Source organism: Stenotrophomonas sp. YJH_SMC_131 (assembly GCF_059367975.1).
Genome location: NZ_JCAFRJ010000001.1, coordinates 609198 through 625611, shown reverse-complemented (window position 1 = coordinate 625611; position 16414 = coordinate 609198). Strand labels below are relative to the sequence as shown.

The 16414-nt window shown below is 67.6% G+C and carries 15 protein-coding genes; 8 read left to right on the top strand and 7 right to left on the bottom strand.

Annotation, left to right across the window (positions count from 1 at the left end; genetic code table 11):
• Positions 1–82 precede the first annotated feature (82 nt).
• Together AC5P56_RS02895 and AC5P56_RS02890 are read left to right on the top strand one after the other, a co-directional pair.
• The gene (locus AC5P56_RS02895; protein ID WP_181454184.1) at positions 83–1507 is read left to right on the top strand and encodes a short-chain fatty acid transporter; all 1425 of its coding nucleotides are present in this window, start codon (positions 83–85) and stop codon (positions 1505–1507) included.
• Between the two features lie 273 nt (positions 1508–1780).
• Entirely contained in the window at positions 1781–1945 is a 165-nt protein-coding gene (locus AC5P56_RS02890; RefSeq protein ID WP_005414774.1) for a hypothetical protein, read from the top strand.
• A 54-nt stretch (positions 1946–1999) separates the two neighbouring features.
• Here the strand turns inward: AC5P56_RS02890 and AC5P56_RS02885 are convergent, their stop codons facing one another.
• The gene (locus AC5P56_RS02885) at positions 2000–2626 is read right to left on the bottom strand and encodes a YiiX/YebB-like N1pC/P60 family cysteine hydrolase (RefSeq protein ID WP_049408871.1); all 627 of its coding nucleotides are present in this window, start codon (positions 2624–2626) and stop codon (positions 2000–2002) included.
• A gap of 82 nt (positions 2627–2708) precedes the next feature.
• Between AC5P56_RS02885 and AC5P56_RS02880 the strand changes: the two genes are divergently transcribed.
• The 3 genes from AC5P56_RS02880 to AC5P56_RS02870 all read left to right on the top strand — a co-directional run bounded on the left by AC5P56_RS02880 (position 2709) and on the right by AC5P56_RS02870 (position 6536).
• The gene (locus tag AC5P56_RS02880) at positions 2709–3221 is read left to right on the top strand and encodes a hypothetical protein (protein WP_032958753.1); all 513 of its coding nucleotides are present in this window, start codon (positions 2709–2711) and stop codon (positions 3219–3221) included.
• A gap of 73 nt (positions 3222–3294) precedes the next feature.
• Positions 3295–5133 (top strand): M3 family metallopeptidase, encoded by a 1839-nt coding sequence (locus tag AC5P56_RS02875; protein ID WP_495231453.1) that lies wholly within the window; start codon positions 3295–3297, stop codon positions 5131–5133.
• Between the two features lie 2 nt (positions 5134–5135).
• A complete protein-coding gene (locus AC5P56_RS02870) occupies positions 5136–6536 on the top strand; it encodes a TPM domain-containing protein (RefSeq protein ID WP_241887345.1) in 1401 nt (466 codons plus the stop codon).
• Between the two features lies 1 nt (position 6537).
• On the opposite strand, the gene AC5P56_RS02865 is transcribed toward AC5P56_RS02870, so the two are convergent.
• The 3 genes from AC5P56_RS02865 to AC5P56_RS02855 are packed head-to-tail and all read right to left on the bottom strand — an operon-like array spanning position 6538 to position 9184.
• The gene (locus AC5P56_RS02865) at positions 6538–7209 is read right to left on the bottom strand and encodes a VOC family protein (protein WP_288496588.1); all 672 of its coding nucleotides are present in this window, start codon (positions 7207–7209) and stop codon (positions 6538–6540) included.
• Positions 7210–7263: 54 nt separating this feature from the next.
• Positions 7264–8343 carry an alpha/beta hydrolase family protein gene (locus AC5P56_RS02860; RefSeq protein WP_288496589.1) on the bottom strand — a complete coding sequence of 360 codons (1080 nt, stop codon included), beginning with the start codon at positions 8341–8343 and terminating at the stop codon, positions 7264–7266.
• Between the two features lie 13 nt (positions 8344–8356).
• On the bottom strand, positions 8357–9184 hold the full coding sequence (locus tag AC5P56_RS02855) for an AraC family transcriptional regulator (protein WP_069117691.1): 828 nt from the start codon (positions 9182–9184) through the stop codon (positions 8357–8359).
• A 186-nt stretch (positions 9185–9370) separates the two neighbouring features.
• Between AC5P56_RS02855 and AC5P56_RS02850 the strand changes: the two genes are divergently transcribed.
• From AC5P56_RS02850 to AC5P56_RS02840, 3 genes are all read left to right on the top strand, one after another.
• Entirely contained in the window at positions 9371–9772 is a 402-nt protein-coding gene (locus AC5P56_RS02850; protein ID WP_014648738.1) for a hypothetical protein, read from the top strand.
• 217 nt (positions 9773–9989) lie between these two features.
• On the top strand, positions 9990–12392 hold the full coding sequence (locus tag AC5P56_RS02845; RefSeq protein WP_080354590.1) for a TonB-dependent receptor plug domain-containing protein: 2403 nt from the start codon (positions 9990–9992) through the stop codon (positions 12390–12392).
• Positions 12392–13693, top strand: coding sequence for an aminotransferase class V-fold PLP-dependent enzyme (locus AC5P56_RS02840; protein WP_495231451.1), 1302 nt, complete (start codon positions 12392–12394; stop codon positions 13691–13693). Before AC5P56_RS02845 ends, AC5P56_RS02840 begins: the two co-directional genes overlap by 1 nt.
• 286 nt (positions 13694–13979) lie before the next feature.
• Here the strand turns inward: AC5P56_RS02840 and AC5P56_RS02835 are convergent, their stop codons facing one another.
• From AC5P56_RS02835 to AC5P56_RS02825, 3 genes are read right to left on the bottom strand one after another with little or no spacing between them, the layout of a single operon-like run.
• The gene (locus AC5P56_RS02835) at positions 13980–15494 is read right to left on the bottom strand and encodes an aminotransferase-like domain-containing protein (RefSeq protein ID WP_495231450.1); all 1515 of its coding nucleotides are present in this window, start codon (positions 15492–15494) and stop codon (positions 13980–13982) included.
• 9 nt (positions 15495–15503) lie between these two features.
• Entirely contained in the window at positions 15504–16103 is a 600-nt protein-coding gene (locus AC5P56_RS02830; protein WP_032958773.1) for a DUF6436 domain-containing protein, read from the bottom strand.
• The gene (locus AC5P56_RS02825; RefSeq protein ID WP_014648733.1) at positions 16103–16363 is read right to left on the bottom strand and encodes a hypothetical protein; all 261 of its coding nucleotides are present in this window, start codon (positions 16361–16363) and stop codon (positions 16103–16105) included. The genes AC5P56_RS02830 and AC5P56_RS02825 overlap by 1 nt, the downstream gene beginning before the upstream one ends.
• Between the last annotated feature and the right edge of the window lie 51 nt (positions 16364–16414).

Here is a 16414-nt window from a genome sequence, read left to right as displayed (position 1 = left end):
CCCGCCACCTACGACCAATAGGTGGCTGACAGCCTGCACCCCACCGCCCAGAATCGATCCATCGAACCTGGGAGGGTAGGCGATGGCCTCGACGGCAGCAGTACAGGACGGCTGGATGGCGCGCGCAGCGCTGCGTTCGGCCGCCTGGGCGGAAAAGTGGTTCCCCGATGCGTATGTGTTCGCGGTGCTGGGCGTGGTCATCGTCGCGCTGGCCGCGATGGGCTTCGGCTCGACCCCGCAGGCCACCGCGAGCGCCTTCGGGGACGGCTTCTGGAGCCTGATTCCCTTCACCATGCAGATGGCCTTCGTGGTCATCGGTGGCTACGCCGTGGCCACCGCGCCGGTGGTCGCGCGCTTCATCGACTTCCTGGCCCGGGTGCCGCGTACCGGCCGCGGTGCGGTGGTGTACGTGGGCCTGGTCAGCATGCTCGCCTCGCTGCTCAGCTGGGGGTTCTCGCTGGTGTTCGGTGGCCTGCTGGTGCGTGCGCTGGCCCGTCGTACCGAACTGCGCATGGACTACCGCGCCGCCGGTGCTTCGGCGTACCTCGGCCTGGGTGCGGTGTGGGCAATGGGGCTCAGTTCCTCGGCCGCACAGCTGCAGGCCAACCCGGCCAGCATGCCGCCGGGGCTGGTGGAGATCACCGGCGTGCTGCCGTTCACCGAAACCATCTTCCTGTGGCAGTCGATCGCGCTGACCTCGGTGCTGATCCTGGTCTCGCTGCTGATCGCCTGGCTGACGGCACCCGCGGCGGGTAGTGCGCGTACCGCCGAGGCGTTCCCCGGTGCTGCACAGGCCGAGCCGGAACCGCTGCAGCGACGCACGCGCCCGGGCGAATGGCTGGAATACAGCCCGCTGCTGACCGTGCTGCTCTCGCTGCTGGCGTTCGGCTGGCTGTTCAACGAGTTCGCCAACAAGCCGGTGATCACCGCCATCGCCAACCTCAATACCTACAACTTCCTGTTCATCTCGTTGGGCCTGCTGCTGCACTGGCGCCCGCGCAGCTTCCTCAACGCGGTGGCCAAGGCGGTGCCGAGTACCACCGGCGTGCTGATCCAGTTCCCGCTGTACGGCGGCATCGCGATGATCCTCACCCACGCCGCTGGTGGTGACGGGCAGACCCTGGCGCACCGGCTGTCGAGCCTGTTCGTGCACGTGGCCAGCACCGATTCGTTCGCGCTGGTGATGGGCGTCTATTCGGCCGTGCTGGGCTTCTTCGTGCCGTCCGGTGGCGGCAAGTGGATCATCGAGGCGCCGTACGTGATGCAGGCCGCCAACGAACTGAAGGCGCACCTGGGCTGGGCGGTGCAGGTCTACAACGCGGCCGAAGCCCTGCCCAACCTGATCAACCCGTTCTGGATGCTGCCGCTGCTGGGCGTGCTGGGCCTGAAGGCACGCGACATCGTGGGCTTCACCTTCATCCAATTGCTGGTGCACATCCCGCTGGTGCTGGGCCTGTTGTGGCTGCTGGGCATGACCCTGGCGTATGTGCCACCGGTGATGCCATGAATGCAGAGCTGGCTTCCCTGCATGCGCCGGGAAACCAGCCTCGTTCAGCGCGTGTTTCCGGCTGCGAGCGCCATGAATACGAGCAACGCTGGGGATGGCATGAGGACATGCCGAACCCGCATGAATCCTTCAGCGGCTTGTGCCGCAAGGACTTTCGCGTGTTCATTCACGCGCGTACACACAGGTGTAGCCGTCCGCCAACGCGCGATTAACTCTTCGCTGCAGACGATGGCCCCGTCCACCGCATTCCGCGCGTGGCTTTGGAGATCGGACATGGCACAGCAGAACCAGAACCCGAACCAGAAGCAGCAGGGCCAGCAGAACCAGCAGGATCAGCAGCAGGGCCGTGGCCGCGACCAGCAGCAGCAACAGCAGCAGGAACAGCAGCAGCGCAACCAGCGCAATCAGCAGCAAGGTGGGCAGGACGAGGAAGAGTGACGTCGGTACCCACCCTGGGCAACCCCCGAAGCCCCGCCGCGCGCGGGGCTTCGCTTATTCCAGCACGCCGATGCGTTGCAGCACCGGCGCGGCCGACATGTCATTGGGATTGGTGCCGGGCTGATCCTGCGGCACCTCCATGCCCATGCCGCGGTACAGATCGACCCAATGCTGTGCGATCTGCCCGGTCTGCGGATTGCGGAAGTTCATCGGCTGCAGCGCGAACACATGGTGCGCACGGAACGCACGCTCGATGAAGTCGGAACAGTAGTAGCTGTCCTCGTTCAACACATACGACGTGTTGTACGGCTTGCCCAGCATCATGCGCGCGGTGGCGACCGCATCCTTGATCGCCGCCTGCTGCGGTGCCCGCAGGCGATAGACCACGATCTGCCGCTGCTTGGCCCGGGCGTCCTGGCGGAACTCGACCAGCGATTGCCGGCGCGATCCCTTCTCGTCCGCATGCAGTACCTCCCAGCCGTTTGGCGCCACAGCGACCAGGGCCACATGATCGAAGCTGGGCGCGCCCTGCTTGCCGGTGGCATCGTCGATGGCCGCACTGAGGCCGCTGCGGCCGGCGGTGACGAACAGCAGATCGCCTTCGTGGACATCGACGGCCATCGCCAGCGCTGGCCACAGGGCGGGCAACAGCAGGCCGATCATGAGCAGGAGGCGACGCATGGAGAGTCTCGGACAGGCGGAGTGCCGGAATTGTAGGGCGCGCGGTAGCATGGGACGACCCAACCGGATTCAGGATGAGCCCATGCGTCGAAACCGTTCCGCTGCCGTGCTGATGCTTGCCTGTGGCGTGGCCCTGGTTGCCTGCACGCCCGAGCCCCAGGTGACGCCCACGGAAGTGGCGCCTGCACATCCCGCGCCGTCGTCCACGGCGGCAGCGGTCCAGCCCGCACCGGTGCCTGCCAGCGGTGAATGCCCCTACTCGCAGTTCGATGCGTTCCTGAAGCACTTCGGCAACGAGATCGCGCTGCAGGAAAAAGCCACCGCCGATCCGCTGCTGGACAGCTACATCGATGCCGAGGCCGAGCCGGAACCGCGCAAGGTGGAAAGCCGCCTGGCGCTGGCCGATGTCGAGTGGCCGGTCATGCCCGATCCCGCCGCGTTGGCCGGGCAGGGCCGCGAGATGCAGGTCAGCACGCTGGCCGATGGGCAACGACAGGTACAGATCCGCACGCCGGACAGCAGCGACCAGCAGACCTACACCTTCGCGCAGTCGCCCTGCTGGACGCTGGTCAAGCGCGAGGATGAGTCGATCTGATGCCTGTCCCGGCACAGGCGCGGCCGGGCGGGGGCTGCTAGGCTCGGAGCCTGATCCAGGCAGGGAGACGCCGATGCAGGCTCGCAGGATGTGCACCATCACCGCCACCATGACTGTCATGCTGGCGATGGCACTCTTCACCGGCGTCCAGGCGCAGTCGCTGCCGGCCGACGATAGCGCCTACTTCGCCAGTGCGGCAGCCGAACAGGCCGCGCGCGGCGAGCTGGGCAAGCGTGTCGAGGCCCTGCAGCAGGCTTCCGCGCTTGCCCCTGCGCAACGCTTCCATCAGGCCGAGGCACTGCAGGCGCAGTGCCTGCGCCATCACAGCTATCTGCATCTGCAGGCCGCACGCAACGCCCGTGACCATCGCCCGACGCAGGCGCTGGACCAGGTGATGGGGCTGTGCAGCCGCATCGCCCACACCGGCCGCGCGGCGCTGCGCGAAGCGCCCGCAGACGCGGCGTGGGCAGCACCGTATGCCTTCCTGCGCGCGCGTGCGCTGAAGGACGCTGCAGCACCGGCCAGTACCGCACTGGATGAGGCCGTGGAGGCCCTGGCCGATCCGGCGCTGGACAGTTTCGCACGGCTGCGTGGGCAGATCCTGCGCAGTGCCGAGTACCCGCAGATCGAGCGTGATGGTCGGCACTGGGACACCGGGCACGACAAGCAGGCACTGGCCCAGCAGCAGGACCGCGCGTTGCGGGAAGCGGGCTGGAAGGGTTACTGGCAGGGCCTGCACTCGCGCCGCGAGCCGATGGCCTCGGTGCTGCTGGGCCTGGTGCAGGTGAACGATGCCGCCGCGCGCCTGCAGGGCGATGGTTCTGCACCGGCGCGGGGCTACCAGCGCATGGGCCTGGATGCATCGGCGGTGGATGCTACGCTGCAGGCGATCGGACGCCATGCACGGGACCGTCGCGCCTACCAGGACATGCTGCTGCGCCACGCCGCGCGTTCAGGCATCGATGCGCCGCAGCTCTGGGATACCACGTTGCCCGATGCCGGCTATATGCCGCCGGTACTGACGCTGGCGCAGCTGCGCGACAATGCCGCCGATGCCATGCAGCACCTGGGGCCGGCATACGTCAGTGAGCTGCGTGCGCTGCTCGATCCGGCCAACCGGCGCATGGATCTGGCCACCGAACGTGGTGACCGCAGCCAGGACGCGTTCTCGGTAAGCGCTCCCGGCGTGCCGGCAATGCTGTTCGTTGGCGTGCGCCGTGGTGATCTGGAAAGCGATGTCGAGATCGCCCATGAAGCCGGTCATGCCATGCACGGTGAGTGGATGCAGCGCGGCCATGCCTCGCCGCTGCAGCGCAATGGCAGCCAGTGGCTGACCGAGGCCTTTGCCATCTACAACGAACTGCGCTTCCGCGACCAGCTGTACCAGCAGGCAGGGGACCCGCGGGCCAAGGCCTATTACCTGAAGTCACTGCTGGACGATATGGTGCTGCAGCTGTTCACGTCTTCCGAAGAGGCGCAGCTGGAGCAGTCGATCTACGAGGGCGTGGCGGACAACACGCTGGGTACCGCCGATGACCTGGACGCGTTGACCGGCCGGGTGCTGGCGCGCTTCGGTCAGGACCCGGAGCGCTATCCGCAGCTGTGCAACGGCTGGATCGGCAAGCGCCTGATGTATGACGACCCCAACTATCTGGTGAACTACCTCTATGCAGGGCTGCTGGCCGTGCAGCTGTTCGTGCAGGATCAACGCGACCCGGCAGGGTTCCGTGAACGCTATCTCGCGGTGCTGGGTGAAGGCTTTGATCGTGCGCCGACTGAGCAGGTGGCGCAGTTGCTGGGGCACGCGCCCGACTGGCCGGCGCTGGTTGATGCCGATCTGCAGGTGTTCAACCAGGCGGTCGCGCAGCTGCAGGCGCTGCATGCGCGGATCGAGGCAGGGCAGGGCACGTGAAGATGCTGCGCAGGACGACGTGCACCCGGGTCACGGCATGGCTGTTGATGCTGTTGTGCCTGTTGCCGATGAGGGTGATGGCCGGTGCTGCGGTCCCTGCGCTGGATGACCCGGTGGTGGACGCCGCCAACGCACTTTCGGCGGATACCCGCGACATACTGCGCACGCAGGCCTTCAAGTTGCAGGCGCGCACCGGCGCGCAGCTGCAGGTGCTGGTGGTCGACCATGCTGGCGACGAGGGCATCGAGGCCTACGCACAGCGGGTGTTCGACCAGTGGCAGCTGGGCCGGGAAGGCGTTGACGATGGCGTGCTGCTGCTCGTGGCCGTGCAGGACCGCCGTGTACGCATCCAGACCGGTTACGGTCTGGAGGGCGCGATTCCAGATGCCTATGCCGCCCGCATCATCGACAAGGCGATCGTGCCGCGTTTCCGCGATGGCGACCTTGACCAGGGCCTGCTGGATGGAACGAAGGTCGTGGTCGCGCTGATCGATGGCGAGGACCTGCCGGCCTGGGAAGCGCCATCGATGCGCAACGTGTTGCCGGCCGATTGGCGCAGCGCGGATTCCGTGGTTGCAATGACGCTGCTGGCCGGCTTCCTTGCGGGTCTGTGGCGCTCACCGCCCTCGGCGCCCGCGGCCAGGATGCCGGACGACCTCGCACGCAGGCATCGCGAGCGCCAGCGTGGAGCGCCACGCGAGGTCACCACGCCGCAGGCGCGCCCGAAGCGATTGCCGGCCTGGGGTCGCCCGCTGCTGGTGACGGCTGTGGTAGCCGCGGGTCTGCTGTCGGCGGCTATGTGGGCGCCACGCCAGGCATTGGCAGCGGTCTGCCTCGTATTGGCGTTGTGCGTACCGGTGGCGAGCCTGCTTGGCTGGTGCTGGCGCCGCAGCCGAGGTGTGCGCGTGGTGCTGCTCGGCATGCTCGGGGTCAGTTCGGGGTTCTTGGTGGTGATGATGCTGCGTGGCCAGTTGCCGCCCAGTCTGGCCCTGCACACGTTGCTGGACCTGGCGGCAGGCATCGTAGCCATGCTGCTGTTCTTCCTCGTGCAGGCGTGCCGCGCGCGCTGGCACAAGGACCGCAGCAGCTTCGGGGTGAGGTTCGCAGTGCTCTTGCTGCTGACCGCTGGCTACGTGCTCTTCGCACTGCTGGCCATTGATCGCGCCGACCCGGTGGCACGCCTTGCCGCGACGATCGGGTGGAGTGCCGGCACGGTCGTGCTGTACTTCGCCTGGATTTTCACCATGCTGCCCGGTGAGAAGGCACGCGGCAGCCGCAGATCATCCGTCGGCCACCGCAGTGCGTCCAGCAGCCCGTCGTCAAGTTCGTCTGCGAGCAGCTCCAGCAGCTGGTCCGGAGGCGGCGGCCGCAGCGGCGGAGGTGGTGCGTCGGGCAGCTGGTAGTTCAGGCTGCCTGTACCCGCCAGCCGAGCACAACGTCCTCCACGACACCGGGGCCAGCCACGTCGCCCACCTGCAGCAACAGCCCCTGCGCATTGGGCAGGTCCTTCTGCTCGGGAAACCACCGTCGATCGGCCGCGACCACGATCAGCAGGCCCTCGTCGTCGCCCATCGGTGCGAACTGCGGCGAAGCCGGGCTGATCGGCTGCAGGCCGAAACGTTGGTTGGACAGTTCGCGTACGGCCTCGACATCGCGGCTGGGCAGGCCGACTTCGCTCAGGCAGGTCAGCTCGCTGCCATGGAACACGCCTTCGCGAGCGCTGGCCGGCAGGCGGCGGCGGCCGATCAGTTCAAGGATCAGGCCGTCCGGGCCGTTGAAGTACACCGACTGCGACTGCCAGCTGCTCTCCAGCGCGAAGTAGTCCAGCCCCGCCGGATTGCGCTGCAGCGGCGTGCGCTCACGCAACCACGTCATTGCCTCGCTGAAGCGGTTGTCCGGCACGTTGAAGGCCAGATGCACGCCACCCACCGGACGCCCCGCCGCAGGCTGAAGTTCGAGGGTGCTCCAGCCGACGTGCACATGGTTGCCGACCACGCGCTGCTGCAGCACATCGTGGAAATATGTGGCCACGGAAGCGACGTCGGATACCGGCAGAGTGAGGTGCAGCAGGCGCATGATCGATTCTCCGTGGACGCGCCCACTGTAGCGCCGGGCCATGCCCGGCGGCCACTAGCGCAGCGAATGGTTGAAGAACCGTATTGCCGCCTCCGCTGCCTGCGCGTGGGTCTGCGCCTTCGGCACCGATGTGCTGCACAGGTCCTGCAGCCGCTGTTGTCCGGCCGGGGTGCATGCGGCGAGGAAATCGTAATGGCCGACACCGGGCAGCACCTGCAGTGCAGCGGCCGCAATCACCGCACGCGCAGCCTCGCCATTGGTCTGTGGTGGCGCGATCGTGTCCGCCTGGCCCAGTACGATCGACACCGGCTGTTTCAGCGAGGAGAGCTGCTCGGGCGCAAAGGCCTGCACGATTGCCGGCGCCAGCAGGAACACCGCGCGCACGCCGGGAATGGCGCGTGCGTCGTTGGCGTGGGACATCCATGGTGACAGCTCGGGCGACGCCGCAGCGGCAACGCGCGCCTCCATCGTGTGCGTTGCCGCCTCCTGTTGGGGCCGGCAGACGCCGTCATCCGGATGTGCGGTGCAGAAGTCCCGCAATCGCTGCAGGTCCGGTCGCGCACCGGCTGCCAGCAGCGCGGTGTAGCCACCGGCCGAGAAGCCGGCGACCCCCAGGCGCTCAGGATCGACATGCGGGCCCAGCACCGGATCAGCTTGCACGGCCGCCAGTGCGGCACGCAGGTCATCGGCGCGCAACCAGGTCAGAAGGCTGCCGGGCAGGGTCATGGTGTCAACGCCGTTGTTGCCTGGATGATCCACCGCAATCACCAGATATCCGGCCCGCGCCAGCGCCGTGCCCAGCCAACCCATCATGCGCGCGCTGCCGCCGTTGCCATGCGAGAGCAGCAGGGTCGGCAGGCGATCACCCGCGACCGGCGCATCCTTGGCCGACCGGCCGGCGTCGAACAGCGGCGCGTCGGGTGGACCGATGGTCAGCGCGTTTTCGCGGCTGCCGGCCTGTGCCGGATACCAGACCGTGTAGCGCAGCGCGTCGCGGTGCCCTGCGTCGCGCACGGCGGCGCTGGCCAGCGTCGTCGTGCCGTGGCGCTCGCCGGCGACGCCGCTTTCGCGTGCGGCGCCGATGCTCGCGAACGCCAGCAGCATTCCTCCCAGCACAGCAGCGGTCATGCGCATCTTCAACTCCTTGTCAGTGGGGACGTTCTTCCACCGGCAGCCAGATCTCCACGCCGCCGTTGCCGCTGTGCTCGTCGAACCGGGCGTCGTAGCGCTCCAGGTCCGGCGCATCGGCAAGGCTCAGGTTGGACGCAGGGAGATAATGATCCAGCAACCAGAACCAGGTCGAGCGGATGGCCGAGATGTGTCCGCCGTGCCAAGCCACCAGGTAGCGGCGCGCCGGGATGTCCACGCGTCGCCAGTGCGCAGGCACGCTCGGCACCGTGCTTGCCGGTAGTGCCGCAATGTAGTCGAAGCCACCATCGTCATCACTGTTGCAGCACACGCCGAAGCTGACCGGTGCCGGCGTCGGCCACTCGCGGTTGAGCTGGGCCCATTGGCCCGGAATCGCGCCGCTGCTGTCGCGGGTATGCCGCATGCCGACGCCTGCCAGCTGGAACGCGGGCGTATCGAGCAGCCGGGGGGCTTCAATGCAGGCTGACGGGGCCTCGTCCAGGCGGATCGCCTGCACCAGCGTCAGCCCATCGGTGCCCTGTTCGCGTACCCGTTCCGGTGTCTGCCCGAACTGTTCGCTGAAGGCGCGGGTGAAGGCAGCATGGGTGGTGTAGCCGGCCCCCAGCGCCACCTGCAGGATGTCGCCCGCGCCGTTGGCCAACCGCTGCGCGGCAGCGGTCAGGCGGCGCCCGCGCAGGTAGCGCACCACCGAGGTGCCGGTGCGGGCCTGGAACAGGCGTGACAGATGAAACGGCGACAGGCCGGCCGCAGCGGCGATGTCGGCCAGCGCCAATGGCTGGTCCGCATGGGTTTCGATGTACCACAACGCCTTGCCTGCCGCGCTCATCCTGCCGTTCCCCGCATCCAATGCCGGCACAGTAGCGGATCGGCAGGCGCGGCGTTTAGCAGTTCTTGCGCTGCCGGGGCTTTGCGTCTGCCTGCGTACCGGCAACAATGCGTGCTTCATGGACGTGATGGGGGGCAGGGAGATGCGATCGACGACGGGGGATGCCAGGCCCGCGGAGCCCGGCCGATGATCGAGATGATCGAAATGCTGCTTGCCCTCTGGGTACTTCCCAGTCTGTTGACCCTGGCGCTGATGCTGCTGATGTTGTTCGGCGCACCACGGTGGCGCGGCAATCCCTGGGTGTACCGTGTCGGCTTCGCGTTGCTGGGCGGGTTTCTGACACCGACGTTGTTGGGGGCCGGTCACGGTGGGTTGCCGTGCGCGACTATCGGCGGGCTGGTGATGATACTGACGCAGCTGCAATGGATCGGCGATCTGCAGGTCGACTTCATGGGGATCGGGATTCGCAACAGGGGCATCTGGATCATGTCCACCCCCGCCTTGGTGGTGTTCGCTGCCATGATGTTCGTTCCGCTGCGAACGGCACGGCCAGCCCGTTTCGGCTTTGGCGACGACGCCAACGGCTAGCCGCTGTGTGCGGAGATGGGGCGTGGGTCTGCATTGCCACCCATGCATGGCGTGGATCTACGGATGAGCCCTGGCAGGGGCCAACCTTGGTTGGCGCATCAAGCTGTCGTACTGACGTCATGCCTCCTTCACACATCGCGCCGAGACTGCGCGCCTTGTCCAGGCCTGTTGTGTGTGCACAGGTGCTGGCCCTGTCGCGTCCTCCCGGAGCCCTGCCGTGCATCGTTCGAAGCTTTCGCGTTCCATCCTCCTTGCCCTTTCCATGGCCAGCGCAGGAGGCGCGATCGCAACGGAGGCCGATGCGGTCGATGCCGCCGGCGGCAGCCGCGCCGCGCCCACCCAGCTCGACGCGATGCTGGTCACCGGTACCCGCGCGTCCAACCGCACCCAGTTCGAAACGCTGGCGCCGGTGGATGTGTTCAGCAAGGAGGACATCAGGTCCGTCGAATCCACCGACCTGAAGGACGTGCTGGCCCAGCTGGTGCCGTCGTTCGTGGTGCAGCGCCTGCCGATGGCGGACGGCCAGGTGTTCGTGCGTCCGGCCACGCTGCGTGGCCTGTCGCCGGACCAGACCCTGGTGCTGGTGAATGGCCGCCGCTTCCACCGCAGCGCGCTGCTCGGCAACCGTGGTGCACAGGCCGCTGACCTGGCACAGATTCCAACCAGCGCGATCAAGCGCATCGAGGTGCTGCGTGATGGCGCGTCGGCGCAGTACGGCTCGGACGCCATCGCCGGCGTCATCAACATCATCCTGGAGGATGGGCCGGGTAGCGAGATCACCGCCGGCTACTCGCAGTACGCGCAGGGCGACGGTGCTTCGCGCGATTTCAGTGCGCGCACCGGCTGGTCGCTGGGCGACTATGGCAGCCTGGTGCTGTTCGCCGAATCGTCCACCTCCGACGCCACCTCGCGCACCCGCCAGCGCCCCGATGCCATCGCCTTCCAGGCCGCTCATCCGGAGCTGGAGGTGCCCAACCCGGTGCAGCGCTGGGGCCAGCCGGAACTGGAAAGCCGCCGCGTCGGCTTCAACGTAAAGGCCAACGCCAGCGATACGCTGGAGCTCTATGCCTTTGGCCTGTACAGCCACAGCGATGGCGTCAGCGATTTCAACTGGCGCAACCCGGACACCACCACCGGCGCGTACCGCACCACCGCCATCTTCCCGGGCTGGAACCTGCGCTCGCTGTATCCGGTCGGCTTCAGCCCGCAGTACGGCAACGTGCAGAACGACCTGCAGCTGGTCGGTGGCCTGCGCGGCGAGATCACGCCGAAGCTGCGCTGGGATGTCAGCGCCTCGTATGGCCGCAACGCCATCGACTATCGCCTGAAGAACTCGATCAATGCCTCGCTCGGCCCGGCCAGCCCGACCGACTTCGATCTCGGCCGCCTGACCCAGACCGAGAAGAACGCCAACGCCGACTTCAACTACGAATGGGACGTGGCTGCGCTGTCCAAGCCGATCAACGTCGCCTTCGGTGGCGAGTTCCGCCAGGAAACCTACCAGGTGCGCGCCGGTGATCCGGCCTCGTACGCGGTGGGTCCGGGCGCGGCCGCGGGCCTGGAGGCCAACTCCAATGGCGCGCCGGGCTTCTCGGCCAGCCAGGCCGGGCAGTGGAGCCAGCGCAGCAAGGCCGCCTACGTGGACATGGAAGTGCCGCTGGGCGAACGCTGGAGCATCGGTGCAGCCAGCCGCTATGAGGACTTCTCCAGCTTCGGCAGCACACTGGACGGCAAACTGTCGGCGCGCTTCGCGATCACCCCGGACGTCGCCCTGCGCGGCACCGTGTCCACCGGCTTCCGCGCGCCGACGCCGGCGCAGCTCAACACCACCAGCACCACCCAGGGGTTGGATACGCGCACGCTGCAGATCTTCACCAGCGGCCGCCTGTCGCCGAACGATCCGCTGGCGCAGCTGCTCGGTGCCAGGCCGTTGAAGCCGGAAGAATCGCGTACCGCATCGCTGGGCCTGACCTGGCGCACCGACCTGGGCCTGTCCGGCTCGGTGGATGTCTACCAGATCAAGCTCACCGACCGCTTCAGCCAGTCGGCCAGTTTCGCCATTCCGGCCGGTACGCCCAATCCGCTGGGCTATACCTCGGTGAACTACTTCACCAACGACTTCGACACCACCACCACCGGCGTGGACGTGGTCGGCAACTACCTGCGCGACCTCGGCGCGGGCCGCATGACGCTGACCCTGGCCTACAACTACAACCGCACCCGCGTGGACAACGGCAGCACCTCGGTGGCCACCAACGAGACCCAGCGCGTGCTGTTCGAAGATCGCCTGCCCGAGCACAAGGGCAGCTTGACCGGCAGCTGGGACATCGGTGCCTGGTCGCTGATGGCGCGCATGCGCTACTACGGTGCCTGGACCGATTCCAGCGGCAATGCGGTGGGCGATATCTACCAGCGCTTTGGTGCGATGAGCTTCCTCGACCTGGCCGTCGGCTATCGCATCAACGAACATCACAGCCTGCGCGTGGGTGCCGACAACGTGTTCGACCGCTATCCGGACGAAGCCACCTTCCAGGCCAGTCGCGGCCTGGTCTACTCGCGCAACGCGCCGTACGACACCGACGGTGCCAACCTGTACGCACAGTACCGGCTGAGCTTCTGATGGACCGCAACCGCCGCGTCCTGTTGCGTGCCGGTGCACTGCTGCCGGCTGCAGCTGCGCTGTCTTCACTGCCCGCCATGGCTGCCGCGGGTTACGCTGCGCCCATGCAGATTCCCGCAACGACCGTAGCGCCGGACGCGCTGGCCCGCGATGAAGGCTACTGGGCCGCCGTGGCCAGCCACTTCGACATCACCGATGAAGTGAACCACCTGGAGAACGGCTACTGGGGCGCGATGGGCCGCGAGACGCTGGCCAGCTACCAGCGCCACACCGCCGAGGTGAACCGTGGTAACGCCTGGTACGGCCGTCATGAGTTCCCGGTGCAGTACATGGCGGTGCAGCGGCAGGTGGCCGAACTGCTGGGCGTGGGCGCCGACGAGATCGCACTGACCCGTGGCGCCACCGAAGCGATGCTGGCGCTGATCGGTGGCTACAACCGCCTGCGGCCCGGCGACCAGGTGCTGTACGCCGACATCGACTACGACAGCATGATCGGTGCGATGCGTTGGCTGCAGCAGCGCCGTGGCGTGCAGGTCGAGCGCATCGCGCTGCCGATGGTGCCCGACCATGCGCAGATCCTGCAGGCCTACGAGGCCGCGTTCGCGCGGCTACCACGCCTGAAGCTGGTGCTGCTGACCCAGGTCAGCCATCGCCATGGGCTGGTGCTGCCGGTGGCCGAGATCGCCGAGCGTGCACGCGCACGCGGTATCGACGTGATCGTCGATGCGGCGCACGGGTTCGGCCAGATCGACTACGCGGTACCGCAGTTGAAGGCCGATTTCGTCGGCATCAATCTGCACAAGTGGATCGGCGCACCGGTCGGTGTCGGCGCGATGTACGTGCGCAGGGGCCGCGTTGCGGACCTCGACCCGTACATGGGCGAGACCGACGACGGCCGCGTGGGCAGCCGCGTACACACCGGCACGGTCAACTTCGCCGCTTACCTGGCACTTCCGGAGGCGATTGCCCTGCACCAGCGCATCGGTGCGGACAACAAGCAGGCGCGCCTGCGTTACCTGCGCGAGCGCTGGACGCTGCCGGCGCGGCAGATGGCGCACATCGAAGTGCTGTCTTCGCCGGATCCGGCGTTGGCGAGTGCATTGGCCAGCTTCCGCCTGCGCGGGCGCACCAGCGTGGCTGACAACATCGCGCTGCAGAAGCGCCTGCTGGACGAACATCGCGTGTTCACCACCCATCGCGACGGCTTGGACTCCGGCGCCTGCGTGCGGGTGACGCCGTCGGTGTTCACCCGGCCGCAGCAGATGGATGCGCTGGTGAAGGCCCTCTCCGCCTTGGCCTGACCCTGCTTTGGTGGGTGCCAACCTTGGTTGGCACATTCCAACCGTGCCGGGGAATCTTCCGCCGGCCAGCGGCCGGCGCTACCGGTCGGGTGGGTGCCAACCTTGGTTGGCACATTCCAACCGTACCGGGGAATCTTCCGCCGGCCAGCGGCCGGCGCTACCGATCTGGTGGGTGCCAACCTTGGTTGGCACATTCCAACCGTGCTGAGGAGTCTTCCGCCGGCCAGCGGCCGGCACTACCGGTCGGGTGGGTGCCGACCGTTGGTCGGCACATCCCATTCCAGGGCTACCGCTCGATCGCCGGCAACGCGTCCGACAACAACAACCGGTCAATCCGTTGCAGCGCACTTTCCAGCTGCCGGCGATCGGCCGCCAGCCCCAGCGACAGCCGCACGCCGTTCTGATGCTGCACCCCCGGCGGGCAGAATGCCGATGAAGGCGCGATCGCCAGCCCCTGCAGCTGTGCGGTACGCACCAGGGTGGCGTCAGTCCATGGCGCTGGTACCCGGCACCAGGCATGCAGGCCTTCGGCGCGCAGCAGCAGCGAAGGCGCCAGCAGGTAGCGCGCCATGCGCATGCGCTCGTGCGCTTCGCTGCGCACCTGCGCCAGCAGCGACTGCGCCGAACCATCCAGCAGCAGCTGGCTGGCCAACGCCGAGACCAGCGGATGACCCATCAACCGCGTCGCCCGCAATGCAGCCGTCATCGACTCGGCGTGCGCAGCGCTTGGGCACTGCACGAACGCAGTGCGCAGGCCGGGGCTGATCACCTTCGACAGCGTCGCCACGTAGAACACATGGCGCGGTGCCAGCGCCGCCAGCGGTGTCGGTGCATCCTCGGCGAGGTGCCAGTAAGGATCGTCTTCGATCGCCAGCAGGCCTTCCCTCTCCAGAACACGCGCCAGCGCTTCGCGCCGCTGCAGCGGCAGGCTCAGCGCGGTCGGGTTCTGGCAGGTGGGGTTGAGATAGACCAACCGCGCGCCGCTTTCGCGTGCCAGCCGGGCCAGCGCATCGGGGCACATGCCGTGTTCGTCGCTGTCCACCGGCAGCAGCCGCCGGCCCAGTGCGGCGGCGGCCTGCAGCAGGCCCGGATAGACCAGCGCATCGCAGAGGATCGCATCATCGTCGCGGCCCTGGCTGACCAGGATCGCGGCAAGCGCCACCTGCGCGCCTTCGGTCAGCAACAGGCTGGCATCCTCCACCGCGCCCAGCATCGGTTGCAGCCAGCGCGCTGCCGCGTGGCGGTCGGTGGGATTGCCGCCGCCCAGGTGGTAGGTCATCAGGTTCGGCGCGTTGCTGCGCGCAAGCACGGCGGCGGCACCGCGGCGCAGGGTCTCGGCCAGCGCATCGGCATCGGGCACCGGCGGCACGTTCATGCTCAGGTCCACCACCTGGTCGAAGCCGGCCTTGGGTGGTGCGATGAAACTGCCTTGTGGCCCGCGTGCCTCGATCAGGCCGCGCTTGCGCGCTTCGTCGAACGCCCGCGTTACCGTGGTCAGGTCGACGCCGAGCTGCTGCGCCAACGCACGCTGCGAGGGCAGGCGTTGTCCTGGTGCAAGCCCACCGCGACGCACCGTGCGCTCCAGCGAATTGACGATGCGCAGGTAGATCGGCCCGTTGTGCGCGAGCACGTCCTGCACCCATTCGCGGGCTGCGACATCCGGTCGCGGCATGTACGGAGCATGTCGGGGCGTATCGTTGCTTCCAACGGCGGGAGCCTGTCCATAACCATCGGTCGGTTCGGACAGGTGACCGCCGTTATTGCTTGTGGCGGCCACAGCGGCCAGCGTCAGTGGTGTCATTGCGCGTCCTCAGCGCTTGGCCTGCCAGGGGCAGTAGCAGCCCACGGCAAGCAGTCCTTTCGGGCGCACGGTTTCGCCGCGCACCAGTCTGTCCAGCAGTGGTTCGACGAAGCTGTTGGCCGAGTTGCAGACCATGCCGATGCTGTACGGGCCGGCATAGGCGAGGTGGCCCTGCCGGTCCCAGATCGCCACGGCAGGGCTCGCCGGGATGTGTTCGATGCCGTCGATGGTCGGCAGGTTGATCACCTTGTTGCGCAGCGGCTCAGGCAGTTCGCCGTGGGTACCGGGGCGGCGGATCGCATAGAAGTCGATGCCGGCGCGGCGGTACATGCTGATCAGGTAGCTCAGGTGTGCGCCGGTTTCGCGGTTGCAGACGGCACACGCCGGGTCCCAGAAGTGCACCACGCGGATGCGGCCGGTATCACCGGCCAGATCGGACGGCAGGCGCAGCTGCGAGTCGTCGAAGACGATGGCCTGTTCGGTGAACGTCGACTGCGCGCTGTAGCCGAAGTACTGCCACAGCGCAGCCGCCACGCCGGCCATGAACAGGCAGGCGAGGGCGATCATCGTCGGCAGCAGCCAGCGGCGGCGCGGCGCGGCTGCGCCCATCAGGACGCGTCCCCGCCGAACTTGTGCACGTACTGCTTGCGCATCTCGCGGCAGGAGTCGGCCTGCGCGCGACGCTGGATCTCGCTACGCGACGGATCCTCGCTGCGCTGCACGCATTGCTCGATGGCGTGGCGCTCGGCGGCCTGCACATCCACGGTCTGCGGCTGCAGGCAGACCCAGGCCAGCGCGGCCAGCATCAACACCACAAAGCCACCACAGCCGGCCATTACCAGGTGGAACTTCAGTCTCTCGGCGCGCATCGACGCGTCCCTTCATCCATACATTGCATACAAAATATCATCTTGTATGGA

What these genes read in the sequence shown, in the direction of transcription:
- AC5P56_RS02895 (WP_181454184.1), top strand. Translation starts at nt 83, where the DNA reads ATGGCCTCGACGGCAGCAGTACAGGACGGCTGGATGGCGCGCGCAGCG.
- AC5P56_RS02890 (WP_005414774.1), top strand. Translation starts at nt 1,781, where the DNA reads ATGGCACAGCAGAACCAGAACCCGAACCAGAAGCAGCAGGGCCAGCAG.
- AC5P56_RS02885 (WP_049408871.1), bottom strand. Translation starts at nt 2,626, where the DNA reads ATGCGTCGCCTCCTGCTCATGATCGGCCTGCTGTTGCCCGCCCTGTGG.
- AC5P56_RS02880 (WP_032958753.1), top strand. Translation starts at nt 2,709, where the DNA reads ATGCGTCGAAACCGTTCCGCTGCCGTGCTGATGCTTGCCTGTGGCGTG.
- AC5P56_RS02875 (WP_495231453.1), top strand. Translation starts at nt 3,295, where the DNA reads ATGCAGGCTCGCAGGATGTGCACCATCACCGCCACCATGACTGTCATG.
- AC5P56_RS02870 (WP_241887345.1), top strand. Translation starts at nt 5,136, where the DNA reads ATGCTGCGCAGGACGACGTGCACCCGGGTCACGGCATGGCTGTTGATG.
- AC5P56_RS02865 (WP_288496588.1), bottom strand. Translation starts at nt 7,209, where the DNA reads ATGCGCCTGCTGCACCTCACTCTGCCGGTATCCGACGTCGCTTCCGTG.
- AC5P56_RS02860 (WP_288496589.1), bottom strand. Translation starts at nt 8,343, where the DNA reads ATGCGCATGACCGCTGCTGTGCTGGGAGGAATGCTGCTGGCGTTCGCG.
- AC5P56_RS02855 (WP_069117691.1), bottom strand. Translation starts at nt 9,184, where the DNA reads ATGAGCGCGGCAGGCAAGGCGTTGTGGTACATCGAAACCCATGCGGAC.
- AC5P56_RS02850 (WP_014648738.1), top strand. Translation starts at nt 9,371, where the DNA reads ATGATCGAGATGATCGAAATGCTGCTTGCCCTCTGGGTACTTCCCAGT.
- AC5P56_RS02840 (WP_495231451.1), top strand. Translation starts at nt 12,392, where the DNA reads ATGGACCGCAACCGCCGCGTCCTGTTGCGTGCCGGTGCACTGCTGCCG.
- AC5P56_RS02835 (WP_495231450.1), bottom strand. Translation starts at nt 15,494, where the DNA reads ATGACACCACTGACGCTGGCCGCTGTGGCCGCCACAAGCAATAACGGC.
- AC5P56_RS02830 (WP_032958773.1), bottom strand. Translation starts at nt 16,103, where the DNA reads ATGGGCGCAGCCGCGCCGCGCCGCCGCTGGCTGCTGCCGACGATGATC.
- AC5P56_RS02825 (WP_014648733.1), bottom strand. Translation starts at nt 16,363, where the DNA reads ATGCGCGCCGAGAGACTGAAGTTCCACCTGGTAATGGCCGGCTGTGGT.